We start from the raw sequence: 15,257 nt of genomic DNA on the forward strand, positions 1-15,257 counted from the left end.
ATCAAACCAACCAGATGAGCCACATCCTCTCTTAGATCAGAGCGCCATCTGTCCCAAAATCCCTGACGACGGACAGCGTTTGTAAGTCTCGCGCTTGGGGACAAGTATGCAGCGGTCATTCCCATTCTCGCATGGCTTGCCATCATGCAGGGAATTCGAGTGTCGCGCAGTGGCAGCACCACTATGGCAGTCGCAAAAGCTAGAACTGAAAACGCCATGATCCCTAATATCGTCCGTGTGAGCGCTTTACCTTTCGTGTGGCATGCGGCGTACCATCACGGCAATATTTTGTCGGTTATCTGGATAGGTATTGCTGCAGAGCTTGTCAGCGCAATTGTCTCTCTGGTCCTATTACGCCGGCGCACCAATTTTTCACTTTCACCGACCACTTTACCTTCGATTTTTACGCTTTTGTTTTTGGCAGTCAGTGGCGTTCGAACAAATGAAACGTTGCAGGTGAGTATAACTTCACAGACCTACTGGGGCGCGGTTTTATCCGTCGCCTTTCTGATTGGGGCAATCGCATCAATGAAAGAGTTGCGAACTTTCGTGCGCCGTCGAGCCATGCCCAACTATGCTGAGTAAAGCAGATGGTTTTGCCACGGTATCTCTGGAGTGGTTGCTCAAACCTGGATTTGGACGTAGTTGGCGTCGGGGGATTCAATATCCATCAGCTTCAAACGTCACCGGTTTCCTGGCCAGATCATTGCGCGCGCGGTGTGGTTGTAAACTTGCTTCAATCTGAGCTTGCGCAAATTTGAGGAGATGTTGTTGCGAGGCCGACAGGGTCGTACAGGCGACGTCTGGCACCTCGATGAGGTTGTTGTGGTATGTCGGGCCGTTTCTGGCGTCAGCGCTTTTGGTTCCATATAGCCGTATTTGATAAGAAAAAGTCCTTGGCTCATCGCAACCACTGAGGAGTGGATGATAAGAAAGACAAGGAAGAGCCCTGGCGAGAAGATCGTCAAAGATATCAAACGGGCTGTGCGCATGTATCCCAGGCTGGAAACAACACAAGCGGCCCGCGCGAAGTGATAAGCGCCGCTACAAACCGCGCAATCACATTAAGATCATGCTCGGTAGGCTCAAGGCATGGCGACGAGTGGCGACACGCTACGACAGATGCCCAAAAGTCTTTCTCTCGGCAATCGTTTTGGCTGCACTCGTCACTTCCTAGCTATGTGCCTTGAACCAAGGGAAATATTGGTAAAAAGATCAGATCGCCCTAATGAAAAAGCGCCCAAAATAATTCCGTGCCCTAAAAGGGTAAGTGGCATTCTGTTTTCCTGACTACAATCGCTTAAACCCGAGGTCGGACTGCTATGCTGGAAAAGAATGTCCGTCGATCGGCGATCCAACACATATGTTCCAACCTCCAACCCGGCATTGGCGCTGCAGGTGACTTTTTTGCCTCTTTCGGTCACAAGCGATCAGTAGAAATGCTCAATGCCGGGCGCGATCGTTGCGATACTCAGAGATTCGATCAACGATGTCAGGCTCCCCATCGAAAAGCCATCAAACCGTGGAATTCTGATCTCTGGTCTTTTTTCTGCCAGCATGATTATTTTACTATCAGGAAAAATTAGGTGCTATGATACTTCGAATGGAATGGGTTTTCCGCTGCTCCTGCTTGCAGAACCAGTTTGGACAAGTGTAGCAAGACATTGAAAGAGTAAAATTGAAAAAACGCGACAAAGAAATGGCGGCAAATCTGACTCAGGACCCACATTCCGTTCGTTCGGGTAACAGAGAAAAAGTTCTTGAAGTTGCCATCGGCCGCGAGGTTCGCGCCTTTCGCAAGCAGCAGGAAATAACCGTCGCGGAGCTTGCCCAGCTAACCGGTTTGTCGATCGGCATGCTGTCAAAAATCGAAAATGGAAATACGTCACCCTCCTTGACGACCTTGCAGTCATTGGCGGATGCACTGTCGGTTCCTTTGACAAGTTTTTTCAGACAGTTCGAAGAACGCCGGGAGGCGGTTCATACAAAAGCAGGTGAAGGTGTCGAGCTGGAGCGTGAAGGGACACGCGCCAACCACCAATATAACCTGTTGGGGCATATTGGCGCCAACGGATCAGGCGTAATTGTAGAACCCTATCTGATCACCCTGACTGCTAAATCCGATGTGTTTCCAACATTCCAACATGGTGGCATTGAGACGATTTACATGCTGGAAGGTGAAGTGGATTACCGCCATGGGGACCAGATTTACCCACTGAAACCGGGTGACACCCTGTTCTTTGATGCGGATTCACCCCATGGCCCGGAACGGTTGGTTAATCTGCCGGCCCGCTACATATCGGTGATCAGCTATCCGCAGACAAACTGATCGTCTTGCGCAATCGGAAATCCGTGGGTCTGTCATAGCCTTCATGGCTGCCCGTATTCACGATCGTGAACCCAAGCCTTGAAAAAACACGATGGTTTTCAGTAAGTTCTACGCGCGTTTCCAGTTCCAGCGCAGGCAAACCAAGCTCTGTTGCACGGCTTGCAGCATGATCCACCAACGTGCGGCAGATACCTTGCCCCCGCAGTCCTTCCTGAACTGCAAGCTTCCCCAAGTACAGGCTGTCGGGTTTGGGCGTCAGAAACATACATGCGAACAGCGGTCGGCCGATGGCCCAAATTTCACCACCATCCTTACAATGCTCCTGCATCCCTTCCACCGTCAGCTTATGGATAGAAGACGGAGGGTCGATCCGCGCATCCATGAATTGAAATGACGCACGAAGCAGCGCAAGCGCGTCATATAATGCAAAGTCATCGCTCGGAATTAGCCAAGGCGTGAAGTCCGGATCAGTCATTTGAGCAACGGCACTTCACAATGCTCACTTGGACAAAGGCGGTTCCGTTTCCAAATCCGGCCAAATCCCTGGCGATGTGGGTAACCCGTCGTCAAACTGACTGAGATAGTCCAGCATCATCGGGCGGTTGTCGATGAACCCTTTGTAAGTCGCCAGTTCTTCGGGCAGGTCCCGAATAACCCGGTGCAGACGGCGGCCCCATTTGGGAACAGTCATCAGATCCTGAAAACTGCACAGATAGCAGCGGATCGGGAACACCAGCGCATTGGAGCGCGGCAGACGGAAGAACGTCTGCAACTCGACCCGCAGATGTTGCTTGTGGGCGATGTTTTCGGGCGTCAGCGTGGTCTTTTGGATGCCCCATTTGTGATAGTTTTCCGGGCTTGTATCTAGCAAAGGATTCACCGTCATGGTCCAGTTGAGACGCCGCGCGGGGGCGCCCTGCTGAATATTCAGCAGGAATTTCAATGCGCGCTTGAATATCCCCATCTCATGCGCTTTTGGAACCGGCGCGTGCCATTCGAAAAAGTTCATGCCGATGTCAAAATCCAGACTCCAGTCGGCTTGGGTCGTCACCATTCCGGCGTCCATCCACAGCATCTCGTCGCGCTGATCAAGTACGGCAAAATCGCCCTGTGCCTGACGGGTGATGTATTCCATCGGCCCATAGGGCAGCGTGGTTTCATCCATGAAGGTAAAGCTGTGATCGATGCCCAATGGCTTGTTGATCCAGCGCCACTGATTGCCGTTGCGGTGCAGCTCAAACAAGTCCGGGTAATCCTCGGACTTGCTAACCATGATCAGTTCCAGCAAGTCCCAACCGGCCAATGTCATATGCGGCAACGACTGACAACGCAGCGGGTCCTGATCCAGAACCATTGCGCGATCTTTCATCTCTGCGACGTAGTGCTCGTCCACATCGAACCGCATTTCATAGACCGAGCCCTCGGGACCACCGCGATGCTGTTCCATGTTGACCGAATACATGTAGCTGTCTTCGTGGAATGGGAACGGAAAGCGTTTGATCGCCCATTCCGAGTTGTGGAACGTATAGTCGTCTCGGAAGGACTCGTCGTTGAATTGAATGGTCATGATGGGCCTCCTCTCAGCGGTCCAGCACGAGGGACTTGCCCTCGAAACGCGATACGCAGGGCATGATTTTCTTGCCTGCTGCCTTTTCTTCATCGGTCAGCCAGTGATCACGATGAACAAAGTTGCCGTCGTGATCCAGAACCACGGTTTCACACTGACCGCAGGCACCACCACGGCACAGATAAGGCGCATCGACGCCTTCTCGTTCGATGGCTTCGAGCAGGCTTTCGTTCTCGCCGACATGAACGACTTTGTCTGAGGCCGCCAGCCGCACCTCGAACGGCTTGCCAGGCTGAGGTGCCAAGAACTCTTCGTAATGCACGCAATCTTCCGGCCAGCCTTCGGCGGCGGCTGTGTTGCGCACCCAGTCGATCATACCCTTGGGGCCGCAGACATAGACATGCGTGCCCAGAGGTTGCCCGCTCAGGAGGTTCTCCAGATCAATCTGCTGGTTCTGATCGTCGTAATACAGATGCGTCTCATTGGGATGCCGGTCGGTCAGCTGGTCCGCATAAGATGCCAGCGCGTGATTGCGGCAGGCATAATGCAGCTCCCAATGCCCATGCAGCAGTTCAAGTTGTTTAATCTGCGCCAGAAACGGGGTGATCCCGATTCCACCGGCCAGAAACAGGTGTTTGCGGGCGCGCAGGTCCAGTGAAAACAAGTTGACCGGATAGCTGATGATCATCTCATCACCCAGCTTGACCTGGCGGTGCATGAACAGTGAACCACCCCTGCCCTCGTCATCGCGCCGAACCGAGATCGTATAGGATGACTGATCAAACGGATCCGACATCAGCGAATAGGGATTAAGCCGCGTGATGCCTCCATCCCGCATTTCAACAACCGTATGCGCGCCACCCGAAAAGGTTGGCAACTGGCCTCCGTCGATGCGTTCGAACCGGAACCGCGTCACCAACTCGTTCAGCGGGGTGATCTCGGTCACTTTGACTTGGATTTTCTCGGCACCGCTCATTCGTAAATCCCTTTCGGCTCGGGCACGTTGCCATGGTCTTCGGCATCGACACGGACGCCCTGATAGGCGGCAAGGCGGCGGGAATAATGGTCGCGCACAAACAGGTTCAGCCCGCAATGCGCGCAGACAAACGGATCAACCTCGACATCCTCGGTGATGCCCTTGCAGTGCACACATTGCATCCGGCGCGCGACTGATCCGCGATGTTCGGTCTGGATTGCCGTGTGCGGCAGGCCAACGGCCATCACTTCGTTCATGGCCTGACCCATCATACCCTCAGAGCCGGTCAAATAAACCTGCAATCCCATATGAGCATCTTCCAAAACGCGGCGAATGCGCTGCAGCGAGGCCTCATAGGATGGACCTTCGTAGAATTGCGCAGGCTTCGCTGCCTGCAGTCGCTCAACGTAATCCGTTCCCTTGGGAATGTAGATCAGATGGGTTTTGGCCATCAGGTCGGGTGTCGCGATGTCAAGAACGGCTTCGGCCCCTTCGGCCTCAGCGATCATGAGATGGTGTTCGCCCGGGCGGACCTCTAGCGTGCCCCAGACCGGGCGGCTTGCGATTGACTTGGGAAATTCGAACTTTGACATTGTGCCCTCAAATAGGAAAAGGGCGCCACGGTGTGTCCGTTGCGCCCCCTTAAACTCAGCCCTTTGCGGTTCTGATCGATTTGTCCTGATCGTAGAACGGCATCTCTTCCGCAGTCGCTGCTATTTCTGTCCCATCGCCGTTGCGGACCGTCAGTTGGGTGCCCGGTGAGGCACACGCAACCGGCATACGGGCGATACCAACATTGTGCCCATTGATTTCGGAATACATGCCGAAGGTGACAACGCCGACCTTTTCACCATTTTGCAGCAGATCCGCGCCCTCGTCCGCCGGGGTCGTGCCGTCAAGTTTGACGCCGTAGATCTTGAACCGTTCTTTGCCTTGCGAAGCATAGTGGTTCTCGGCCCCGATAAAGCCGGTTTTCCCGGGTGACACAGTGAATTCCAAACCCAGTTCCCAAAGCGTATCACCGCATGTTTCGTCGTCGAACGGGTAGGTTTCCGAGTTATCTCCGGGGTAAAACAGCAGATAGCTTTCGGTGCGCAGCAGATCAAGCGTCGAGAACTGGACCGGCACGATGCCCATGTCTTTGCCCTCGGCCAGAATGTTGTCCCACAGGTGTACTGCGTGCTTGGCCTGACAGAAAATTTCGTACCCGCGCTCACCGGTGTAGCCGGTCCGCGAAATCATCACCGGGCAGCCATAGAGTTTGGTTTGCATGATCCCAAAATAAGCCAGATCACGAATTCCGGGAATGTGCTTGGCCAGGAAATCAACGGCCACCGGTCCCTGCAGCGACATGTCGTGCATGTCGTCGTCAAAAATGACCGCGCAGTTTTTGCCCGCCGCCACAGACGTCAGCTGCTCCATGCCCGTACCGGTTCCGTGCACCACAAGCCATGTGTTCACCGACAAGCGATAGATGATGCAATCGTCAACGAATTTGCCTTCAGCATTCAGGATCGAGGCATAGGTCGAACGACCCGGCATGATCTTTTCCACGTTCCGCGTGGTGACCCGATCAATGACATATGCGGCATCTTCACCGACCACGTGAACCTTTTTCAGGCCGGAAACATCCATGAGGCCAGCTTTGGTTCGAATTGCTTCATAGTCAGCTTTGGCGCGCTCTGGGCTGTGGTCGTAGAACCATGCGGTTCCCATGCCATTCCAGTCCTCAAGTTCGCCGCCGATCTCGGCATGGCGCTGCGCAAGGGCGGACGTCCTCCAAAGAATGGCCATGGTTCAGCTCTCCCGTTGATTGCTTTTTGTTGCCATATTGAGGCTGATGTCAGATTGAAAATCAACACCTCTGTGCAGAATATTTTCCTGATGGGAATATTTGCCTTCAAATTCTGAACCCTTAGACGGGGGCTTAGAGTTGAAGGAAACCCCTTATTTTCATAAAGAAAAGCCAGTTTTGGACCCTTCAAATTAAGAATGCGACACCACCGTTAAAGATGTTTGCCCCACATATCTATTGACAGGTGCCCCACGAGATTGTCCCCTGAGTAGATAAAATTTCCCAGCAGGAAAACTCCGCAGAGAGACCTCCTGCTGCAACAACAGGGAGACTACGAAGTGGATGGCAATCTAAATGCTCTCACGACGATCTTTACCGAGTTCTACTACTGGGTAACTGTCGTTTTCATGTTCCTCATCCATGTGGGCTTTTGCATGTACGAAGTCGGCGCAAGTCGTGCCCGTAACCATATGCACACATTGATGAAAAACATCATGATCATCCCTCTGGTGACGGTCACGTTCTTCTTCTTTGGATGGTGGATCTACTGGGCTTTTCCAAACTTTCCGTTCTGGGGCGGTCTGGACACTGAAGCGGGCGCAGCGAATCTGCCTTGGGCCGATACGATGGCGACCAATGTTAGTGACAGAATCACTGGCGTTTTCTGGGCGGCATTCCTGCTGTTCTCTTGGACGGCAGCCTCGATCGTTTCGGGTTCCGTGATCGAACGGATCAGGTCTTCGGCGCTCTGGGTTCATGCGGTCATGATCGGATCGGTCTGGTGGATCATCGACGCTGCGTGGGGCTGGCACTACGGCGGCTGGATGGTTCGCATTCTCGGCTACCATGATGCATATGCTTCCGGTGTAATTCACGCAATTGCAGGCGGTTACGCATTGGGTGTGATCATGGTTTTGGGCCCGCGCCTAGGCAAGTTCGCCAAGGACGGTACACCACGGGACATTCCTCCGCACAATCCGTGGCTACTGACGATCGGTATCTTCCTGATCTACACTGGTTTCTGGGGCTTCTATGCCGCGTGCAACGTGCCAGTGATTTCACCTGAAGGGATCGATGGGCAGATCACCGGCGTCACCTGGACAGCAACCAATATCTATCTGGCTCCGACGACCCTGTCGGCGATCACCTTCAACTTCCTCATGTCGCTATCCGGCGGTCTGATGGCTGCTTACGTGATCTCGAAGGGTGATGCGTTCTGGACTTTCTCGGGTGGGCTTGCCGGAATCATCACCGCCTCGGCCGGTAACGACCTGTATCACCCAATCCAAGCGATGATCATTGCCGCCATCGGTGTCGTGATCGTGTACAAGCTGCACTACTGGGTTGAACGCCGGTTCAAGCTGGATGATGCGGTGGGCGCCGTTGCTGTGCACGGTTATGCCGGGGTTGTTGGCCTGGTGATTTCAGGCTTTGTCCTCTGGGGTGTGCCATCTTCGCCATACGAAGGATACGCAACAATCAACCCGATCGGACAGATCACCGGCGCGGTCATCATGTTCTTTGTTCTGGGCTTCCTGCCTGGATGGGCTCTGGCCAAGATTCAATCTTCAATGGGCGTGCTGCGCATTCCGGAAGAGGTTGAGCTGCAGGGCCTCGATTACGCCGAGCACCATGCCTACGAAGATGCCAAGGCAGCGATCATCGAAGCTGACAAACAGGAATTGGCTGCCCGTGCTGGCGCGGCAGCGAAGTAAAGGAGAAAGACATGTCTACGAACGGATACACAAGCTGGGCTGTCGATCTTGCCGAGGTCGGTCCGATCTACCCCTTCCAAGGTTACGAAGTTCTGATGGTCATCATTGGTGTGGTCTTCTGGATTGGCTGGCATCGCATCCAGTTCGTCCGGGAAGGTGAACACCTTGAGAAGGCCCGCCACACTGGCGACGAAGAGAAGGTGAAGGCACAGCTGGAACGATACTGATCCAGCTTTAAGAGCTGGCAATGGGCGTGAAATCAGAGATCGCGCCCATTGCCTCTTAGGAAAAAAACTTTCCTACTATTATTGATGTCCCCCAGTTTTGTTGATACCGTCGAATCATAGTGAAACACACAAGGAGATCTGCCAGCCATGTGCGGAATTGTTGGATTATTCCTCAAAGACCAGTCTCTTGCGCCCCAACTGGGTAACATGCTGACGGACATGCTGATTACGATGACAGACCGCGGCCCCGATAGTGCCGGTATCGCGATCTATGGCGCAGAGTCGGCAGGCAAAACCAAGATTACAGTCCAGTCGCCCAACCCCGATGCTGACTTTGTCGGCCTGGCTGATGAGCTGGGTGAAAAGCTGGGCGCAACGGTTGGTCAGACAAACAACGACACACACACCGTTCTTGAAATTCCCGCCGGTCAGTTCGAAGCCGCACGCGCTGCGCTGGCCGAAATCCGCCCGTCGGTTCGGATCATGAGCCGCGGCGAAAGCCTCGAAATCTACAAGGAAGTTGGCCTACCCAAAGATGTTGCAGACCGATTTAACCTCAACGGAATGAGCGGCACCCATGGCATTGGGCATACGCGTATGGCGACCGAATCCGCCGTGACGACAATGGGCGCACATCCGTTCAACACCGGCCCCGATCAGTGTCTTGTCCACAATGGATCGCTGTCCAACCACAACTCGTTGCGCCGCAAACTGCGCCGCGAAGGTGTGGTTATCCAGACCGAGAACGACACCGAAGTGGGTGCAGCATATCTAACCTGGAAAATGATGAACGGCGCAACACTGGGTGAAGCTCTGGAAACCAGCATTGATGATCTGGACGGTTTCTTCACCTTTGTTGTTGGCACCAAAGACGGGTTTGGTGTCGTACGTGACCCGATTGCATGCAAACCTGCAGTGATGGCCGAAACAGACCAATATGTGGCCTTTGGCAGCGAGTACCGTGCTTTGGTAAACCTGCCGGGCATTGAAGACGCCCGGGTTTGGGAACCTGAACCCTCCACCGTATATTTCTGGTCGCACAACGACAGCCCCACAACCCACGAAAAGGCCGCCTGATATGCAGACCTATAATCTAGAGGCAGACGGGCTGCGCGGATTGAACTCATCCCTGCAGGCACAAAACGCCGAGACCAATCAAACCCGATGGGAAATTGTGAACCCTAAAGGAAGCCACGCAATCGCCGTCGGTCTGGACGCGCCGATTGAGGTGACGGTCAAAGGCTCGACCGGGTATTATTGTGCCGGGATGAACCAACAGGCGACCATAAAGGTCGAAGGCTCTGTTGGTCCGGGCGTTGCCGAAAACATGATGTCCGGTCAGGTCATCGTCGATGGTGACGCCAGCCAATACGCCGGAGCGACCGGCCATGGCGGATTGCTGGTGATCAAAGGTAATGCCAGCTCGCGCTGCGGCATCTCAATGAAAGGGATCGATATCGTCGTGCATGGCAACATCGGCCACATGTCCGCCTTCATGGCACAGGACGGCAATCTGGTTGTCTGCGGGGACGCTGGGGATGCACTGGGGGATTCACTCTACGAAGCCCGGCTGTTCGTGCGTGGTTCGGTCAAGAGCCTCGGCGCCGATTGCATCGAGAAGGACATGCGTCCCGAGCATCTGGATATCCTGAGGGATCTTCTGGCCCGCGCGGGCAGCGACGCCAAGCCAGAAGAGTTCAAACGCTATGGTTCGGCCCGTCAGCTTTATAATTTCGACGTTGATAACGCCGCCGCTTACTGAGGAAGAAGGGTATGAAAGATATGGACGATCAGATCCCCCGCACCCTGCCGATCCAGTCGGCGACATTTTCCAACCCGATCAATGCTGAGATCCGTCGCGCCGCTGCGACCGGCATCTATGACATTCGAGGTGGGGGAGCCAAACGGAAAGTACCTCATTTCGACGATCTGCTGTTTCTGGGTGCGTCGGTATCGCGTTATCCGTTGGAAGGCTATCGCGAACGTTGCGATACCTCAGTAACGTTGGGCACGCGCTTTGCCAAAAAACCGATCGAGCTTGATATCCCTATCACCATTGCAGGCATGAGTTTTGGTGCCTTGTCTGGCCCGGCGAAAGAGGCTCTGGGCCGCGGCGCATCCGCAGCGGGCACGTCAACCACCACCGGTGACGGTGGCATGACACCAGAGGAACGCGGCCATTCAACCAAGCTGGTCTATCAGTATTTGCCTTCGCGTTATGGCATGAACCCGAACGATCTGCGCAAGGCTGATGCAATTGAGATTGTGGTTGGCCAAGGCGCTAAACCCGGTGGCGGCGGTATGCTGCTGGGTCAGAAGATCAGCGACCGCGTGGCCGAGATGCGCACCCTGCCCAAGGGTATCGACCAGCGCTCGGCCTGTCGCCATCCCGACTGGACTGGCCCGGACGATCTTGAGATCAAGATCCTCGAACTGCGCGAGATCACTGACTGGCAAGTGCCGATCTATGTCAAAGTTGGCGCAACACGCCCCTACTACGACACTGCTTTGGCCGTGAAAGCTGGCGCCGACGTTGTCGTCATGGATGGGATGCAGGGCGGCACCGCTGCCACGCAGGACGTTTTCATCGAACATGTCGGTCTGCCGACGCTGTCCTGTATCCGCCCCGCCGTTCAGGCACTGCAGGATCTGGGCGTGCACCGAGAGGTACAACTGGTCATCTCGGGCGGTATCCGCACCGGTGCCGATGTTGCCAAAGCGCTGGCGCTGGGTGCAGATGCGGTCGCCATAGGCACCGCCGCATTGGTGGCTCTGGGCGACAACGATCCCAAGTGGGAGGCCGAGTATCAGAAGCTAGGCACCACCACCGGCGCATATGATGATTGGCATGAAGGCCAGGACCCGGCGGGTATCACCACGCAAGACCCAGATTTGGCAGCACGCTTGAACCCGGTTGATGCAGGCCGCAGGCTGCGGAACTACTTGAAAGTTATGACACTTGAGGCGCAGACTATCGCGCGTGCCTGTGGTCACAACCATCTGCACAACCTCGAGCCCGAAGATTTGTGTGCCCTGACAATGGAGGCCGCCGCCATGGCGCGGGTGCCGCTGGCGGGAACCAGTTGGTACCCCGGCAAGGAAGGGTTCTGAATAGATGCTGCGCGGCTCCCTGATGGGGGCCGCGTTTTTGCTTTGACAAACCAAAAAACAACAGGGAAAGGAAAGCAATCGTGACGACAGATCTCGCAGCTTTCGCAAAAGAAAAAGGCGTCAAGTATTTCATGATCTCGTTCACCGATCTGTTCGGTGGACAGCGGGCCAAACTGGTGCCCGCGCAGGCGATTGCCGATATGCAGGAGGACGGAGCGGGATTCGCCGGGTTCGCCACGTGGCTGGACATGACGCCAGCGCATCCCGACATGCTTGCGGTGCCTGATCCGTCCTCGGTCATTCAGCTACCGTGGAAGCCCGAAGTGGCTTGGGTTGCTGGTAACTGCGTGATGGAAGGAAGCGATGTTGCGCAAGCCCCCCGCAACGTCCTGCGCCGCCTTATTGACGAGGCCGCCGCCGAAGGCATGCATGTCAAAACCGGTATCGAAGCCGAGTTCTTTCTGCTGACCCCAGATGGAGAGCAGATCAGCGACCCATTCGATACAGCAGAAAAGCCCTGTTATGACCAACAGGCCGTAATGCGCCGCTATGATGTGGTGCGAGAGATCTGTGATTACATGCTGGAACTGGGTTGGGGTCCCTACCAGAATGACCACGAGGACGCCAATGGCCAGTTCGAAATGAACTGGGAATTTGATGATGCGCTGCGCACCGCTGACAAGCACTCGTTCTTCAAATTCATGACCAAGTCGGTTGCTGAAAAGCACGGGCTTCGGGCGACGTTCATGCCGAAACCGGTCGAAGGTCTGACCGGAAATGGCTGTCATGCTCATATCTCGGTCTGGGATGCCCCAGGCGCGGATGCAAAAACTAACGTGTTTGCAGGCGAAGGCGAAGGCCCAACCGGAGAGGTCGGTCTGGGAGAACGCGGAAAACACTTCCTCGGCGGCATTATGAAACATGCCTCGGCGCTTGCCGCGATCACCAATCCCACGGTGAACAGCTACAAGCGCATCAACGCGCCGCGGACAATGTCGGGTGCAACTTGGGCACCCAATACAGTGACCTGGACAGGCAACAACCGGACGCACATGGTTCGCGTTCCCGGCCCCGGCAGGTTTGAGCTGCGCCTGCCAGACGGGGCAACCAACCCGTATCTGCTACAGGCAGTCATCATCGCGGCTGGGCTATCCGGCATCCGGTCCAAGGCAGATCCAGGCAAACGCTGGGATATCGATATGTATGCCGAAGGTCATAAGGTTCGTGGTGCTCCGAAACTGCCTTTGAACATGCTTGATGCGTTGCGTGAATACGACAAGGACAAAGAACTGAAGGCAATGATGGGTGCCGAGTTCTCATCCGCGTTCCTGAAGATGAAACATCAGGAGTGGAACTCATTTGTCTCCCATTTCTCGCGCTGGGAAAAAGACAACACATTGGACATCTAAGTCGGGTTGCAAGGTTGCATTTCTGGGCCGCGGCACAAGCTGCGGCTCAAATTTTCGGGCCCCAAGAGTATCGCCAGGAACGTTCGCGTTTTTCAGCATACGCAAGGCCAGAGCCCCGGCTTGTTTTGAGACCACATCACCAAGCATCAAGACGACACGCAGATCGTACATTTCTGCAAAGAGCAATCTGTTCCGCAACTGAACGATTTTGACCTTTTGTTAGGAATGGGCGGCCCGATGGATGTTTGGGAGGTCAATGCCATTCCTTGGCTAACGTTCGAAAAGCAAACCATCAGAACGTGGGTGCATGATTTCAATCGACCGTATTTTGGCATTTGTCATGGGTATCGGCTTTGATCAGAACCGCGGAACACTACCGTGATTGCCGCAAAGCGACTTTACGTATACCCGGCATCTGCTTCCAACCGCCAATCTGGAACGTCATTAACCAGCATAATCGCAGCCCGGCGAAGCGTCGCGCGCATCTTTTCCACAACCGGACCGGTCAATTCGCAATCCGCCAATGCGGCATCGAAAGTGTCCAGCCAAAGCTCTGCGTCGGCCTTCCGGATGGGGATATGCGCATGGATTTCGCGCAGGTCCATATGGCCGAAACGTTCACGATAGTAGGCGCGGCCGCCCAGAAACCCGCTGAGAAATTCAAATTGAGCCAGTCTGGTGTGGTTCAGCCCATGTCCTCGAAAATGCAACCTGTGCAACGAATGCACTGCCGGATCGGTTTCCATCCGGTCATAGAAACGCTCGACCAGAGCGCGCAGTTGGGTCTCACCACCAAGTTGCTCTATCGCAGATTTCATGTGCTGCCTTTCAATATCTCGGGCACCTGCAATATTGCATAACAGGAAAATAAGTTTATCAACAGTGACATTCTGACATACTCATACTTAGAAGCGGAACCAGGTGAAATCAGTGATGGTGATGACGGAATGAACGCTCTGGTGCTTGGCCTTTTGGCGGCACTTTGCTGGGGGGTACACGATCTGGCAGTGCGCTATGTCAGCCAGTCTGTCAGTGTGGTTGCTTCGCTCATGGCTGTGCTGGTTTCGGGCGCAGTGCTGCAACTTGGTTTGGTTGCGATGATGGGTGAAGTCGACCCGATTCCTGGCACGGCATTGATCAGCGCTGTTGCTGCAGGGGGGTGTTATCTGTTGGCGGGCATCAGCATGTACGCCGCTTTTCAACGCGGCCCGGTCCGGCTGGTTGCTCCGATTGTTGCAAGCTATCCGGTGTTGTCCGTCTCACTGGCCATCTGGCGCGGCGCAACGGTCAGCCCGTTGCACTGGCTTGCCGTCATCGCGATTGGTGTTGGCGTTTCTGTTGTGGCTGCCCAATCTGAACGCGACGCAACCGAATACCCAGCAGCTGGCCCGACGGTGGTGCTATCGATACTTGCGGCAATCGGGTTCGCCGCCACCTTTGCGCTAGGACAATTTGCAACCGAACATAATGACGAATACTCAATCTCTCTAGTTATTCGGCTGACAGCAGTTTTTGCCCTAGGCATGATCGCCCTGGCATCCCGTAGATCAATCTGGCCCGGGCGGCGGGCTCTGCCTCTTCTGTGTGTCATGGGTGTTCTGGATGCTGTTGCCATCCTTTGCGTGATCGCGGCGGGCGGGTTGCCGAATGCGCAATTTGCCTCGGTGACGGCGTCCGTCTTTGGGTTGCTGACGGTTGTGTTGGCCTGGGCTGTCTTGCGTGAAAAGATGTTGCCACGCCAATGGCTTGGATGTTTGTTTGCGTTTGCGGGAATAGGCTATCTGGCGCTCTGAGGCGACCATTCCGAAAGCTCTTTAAAACAAGGTAATATCAGTTTCGTTAGGGCGCATTATTTGCGCCCTAACGCAACAGGTCAGGCTGTGAGGCCTTCTGGTTCTGGCAGTTTGTTTGCGCGGCAGCAGGCGGTGAGGGTGTTGGCCAGCAGGCAGGCGATGGTCATGGGGCCTACGCCGCCGGGGACCGGGGTGATGGCGCCGGCGCGTGCGGCGGCGCTGGCGTAGTCGACGTCGCCGACCAGTTTGTTCTTGCCATCGCGTTCAATGCGGTTGATGCCCACGTCGATGACGGTGGCGCCTTCTTTGATCCAGTCACCGGGCACCATTTCGGG

General features: G+C 55.0%; 15 protein-coding genes and 2 pseudogenes. 10 read left to right on the forward strand and 7 right to left on the reverse strand.

From position 1 onward, the window contains the following. Positions 1–183: 183 nt before the first annotated feature. The 3 genes and pseudogenes from AC2FFH_RS22640 (at position 184) to AC2FFH_RS22650 (ending at position 2,329) form a co-directional block, all read left to right on the forward strand. A complete protein-coding gene (locus tag AC2FFH_RS22640) occupies positions 184–585 on the forward strand; it encodes a hypothetical protein (RefSeq protein WP_496845380.1) in 402 nt (133 codons plus the stop codon). Between the two features lie 400 nt (positions 586–985). Next, a pseudogene (locus AC2FFH_RS22645) lies at positions 986–1,177 on the forward strand (IS5/IS1182 family transposase); the annotation flags it as partial. A gap of 522 nt (positions 1,178–1,699) precedes the next feature. After that, a complete protein-coding gene (locus AC2FFH_RS22650) occupies positions 1,700–2,329 on the forward strand; it encodes a helix-turn-helix domain-containing protein (protein WP_058272918.1) in 630 nt (209 codons plus the stop codon). Here the strand turns inward: AC2FFH_RS22650 and AC2FFH_RS22655 are convergent. The 5 genes from AC2FFH_RS22655 to AC2FFH_RS22675 are packed head-to-tail and all read right to left on the reverse strand — an operon-like array spanning position 2,307 to position 6,666. Next, the gene (locus AC2FFH_RS22655; RefSeq protein WP_496770810.1) at positions 2,307–2,804 is read right to left on the reverse strand and encodes a GNAT family N-acetyltransferase; all 498 of its coding nucleotides are present in this window, start codon (positions 2,802–2,804) and stop codon (positions 2,307–2,309) included. The two genes, AC2FFH_RS22650 and AC2FFH_RS22655, sit on opposite strands and share 23 nt — an antisense overlap. A gap of 24 nt (positions 2,805–2,828) precedes the next feature. After that, positions 2,829–3,896, reverse strand: a complete 1,068-nt coding sequence (locus AC2FFH_RS22660; RefSeq protein ID WP_496770812.1) for a heme-dependent oxidative N-demethylase family protein — start codon at positions 3,894–3,896, stop codon at positions 2,829–2,831. 13 nt (positions 3,897–3,909) lie between these two features. Then, positions 3,910–4,872, reverse strand: a complete 963-nt coding sequence (locus AC2FFH_RS22665) for a PDR/VanB family oxidoreductase (protein WP_496770814.1) — start codon at positions 4,870–4,872, stop codon at positions 3,910–3,912. Next, complete coding sequence (locus AC2FFH_RS22670; RefSeq protein WP_496770816.1) at positions 4,869–5,465, reverse strand: dimethylamine monooxygenase subunit DmmA family protein; 597 nt, start codon at positions 5,463–5,465, stop codon at positions 4,869–4,871. Before AC2FFH_RS22670 ends, AC2FFH_RS22665 begins: the two co-directional genes overlap by 4 nt. A 55-nt stretch (positions 5,466–5,520) precedes the next feature. Further along, complete coding sequence (locus AC2FFH_RS22675) at positions 5,521–6,666, reverse strand: aminomethyl transferase family protein (protein ID WP_496741948.1); 1,146 nt, start codon at positions 6,664–6,666, stop codon at positions 5,521–5,523. Between the two features lie 339 nt (positions 6,667–7,005). On the opposite strand from AC2FFH_RS22675, the gene AC2FFH_RS22680 reads away from it, so the two are divergent. From AC2FFH_RS22680 to glnT, 6 genes are all read left to right on the forward strand, one after another. Next, positions 7,006–8,382, forward strand: a complete 1,377-nt coding sequence (locus AC2FFH_RS22680) for an ammonium transporter (RefSeq protein ID WP_496781204.1) — start codon at positions 7,006–7,008, stop codon at positions 8,380–8,382. A gap of 11 nt (positions 8,383–8,393) precedes the next feature. Beyond that, positions 8,394–8,609 carry a hypothetical protein gene (locus tag AC2FFH_RS22685; protein WP_108861028.1) on the forward strand — a complete coding sequence of 72 codons (216 nt, stop codon included), beginning with the start codon at positions 8,394–8,396 and terminating at the stop codon, positions 8,607–8,609. A 147-nt stretch (positions 8,610–8,756) separates the two neighbouring features. Beyond that, positions 8,757–9,686: a class II glutamine amidotransferase gene (locus AC2FFH_RS22690; RefSeq protein WP_496700129.1), complete on the forward strand. Its 930-nt coding sequence runs from the start codon at positions 8,757–8,759 to the stop codon at positions 9,684–9,686. 1 nt (position 9,687) lies between these two features. Continuing rightward, on the forward strand, positions 9,688–10,371 hold the full coding sequence (locus AC2FFH_RS22695) for a protein GlxC (protein ID WP_496845381.1): 684 nt from the start codon (positions 9,688–9,690) through the stop codon (positions 10,369–10,371). A gap of 20 nt (positions 10,372–10,391) precedes the next feature. Continuing rightward, positions 10,392–11,720, forward strand: a complete 1,329-nt coding sequence (locus tag AC2FFH_RS22700; RefSeq protein ID WP_496741962.1) for an FMN-binding glutamate synthase family protein — start codon at positions 10,392–10,394, stop codon at positions 11,718–11,720. A gap of 80 nt (positions 11,721–11,800) precedes the next feature. Further along, the gene (gene glnT / locus AC2FFH_RS22705) at positions 11,801–13,129 is read left to right on the forward strand and encodes a type III glutamate--ammonia ligase (RefSeq protein ID WP_496770820.1); all 1,329 of its coding nucleotides are present in this window, start codon (positions 11,801–11,803) and stop codon (positions 13,127–13,129) included. A 398-nt stretch (positions 13,130–13,527) separates the two neighbouring features. Here glnT and AC2FFH_RS22710 read toward each other — a convergent pair whose 3' ends face one another. Further along, a complete protein-coding gene (locus AC2FFH_RS22710) occupies positions 13,528–13,947 on the reverse strand; it encodes a group II truncated hemoglobin (RefSeq protein WP_496845382.1) in 420 nt (139 codons plus the stop codon). A 129-nt stretch (positions 13,948–14,076) separates the two neighbouring features. On the opposite strand from AC2FFH_RS22710, the gene AC2FFH_RS22715 reads away from it, so the two are divergent. Next, positions 14,077–14,922, forward strand: a complete 846-nt coding sequence (locus AC2FFH_RS22715; protein ID WP_496845383.1) for an EamA family transporter — start codon at positions 14,077–14,079, stop codon at positions 14,920–14,922. A gap of 80 nt (positions 14,923–15,002) precedes the next feature. Here the strand turns inward: AC2FFH_RS22715 and AC2FFH_RS22720 are convergent. Beyond that, positions 15,003–15,257: pseudogene (locus AC2FFH_RS22720) on the reverse strand (bifunctional methylenetetrahydrofolate dehydrogenase/methenyltetrahydrofolate cyclohydrolase); the annotation flags it as partial.

The sequence above is a fragment of the Ruegeria sp. YTSC003 genome (assembly GCF_059609785.1).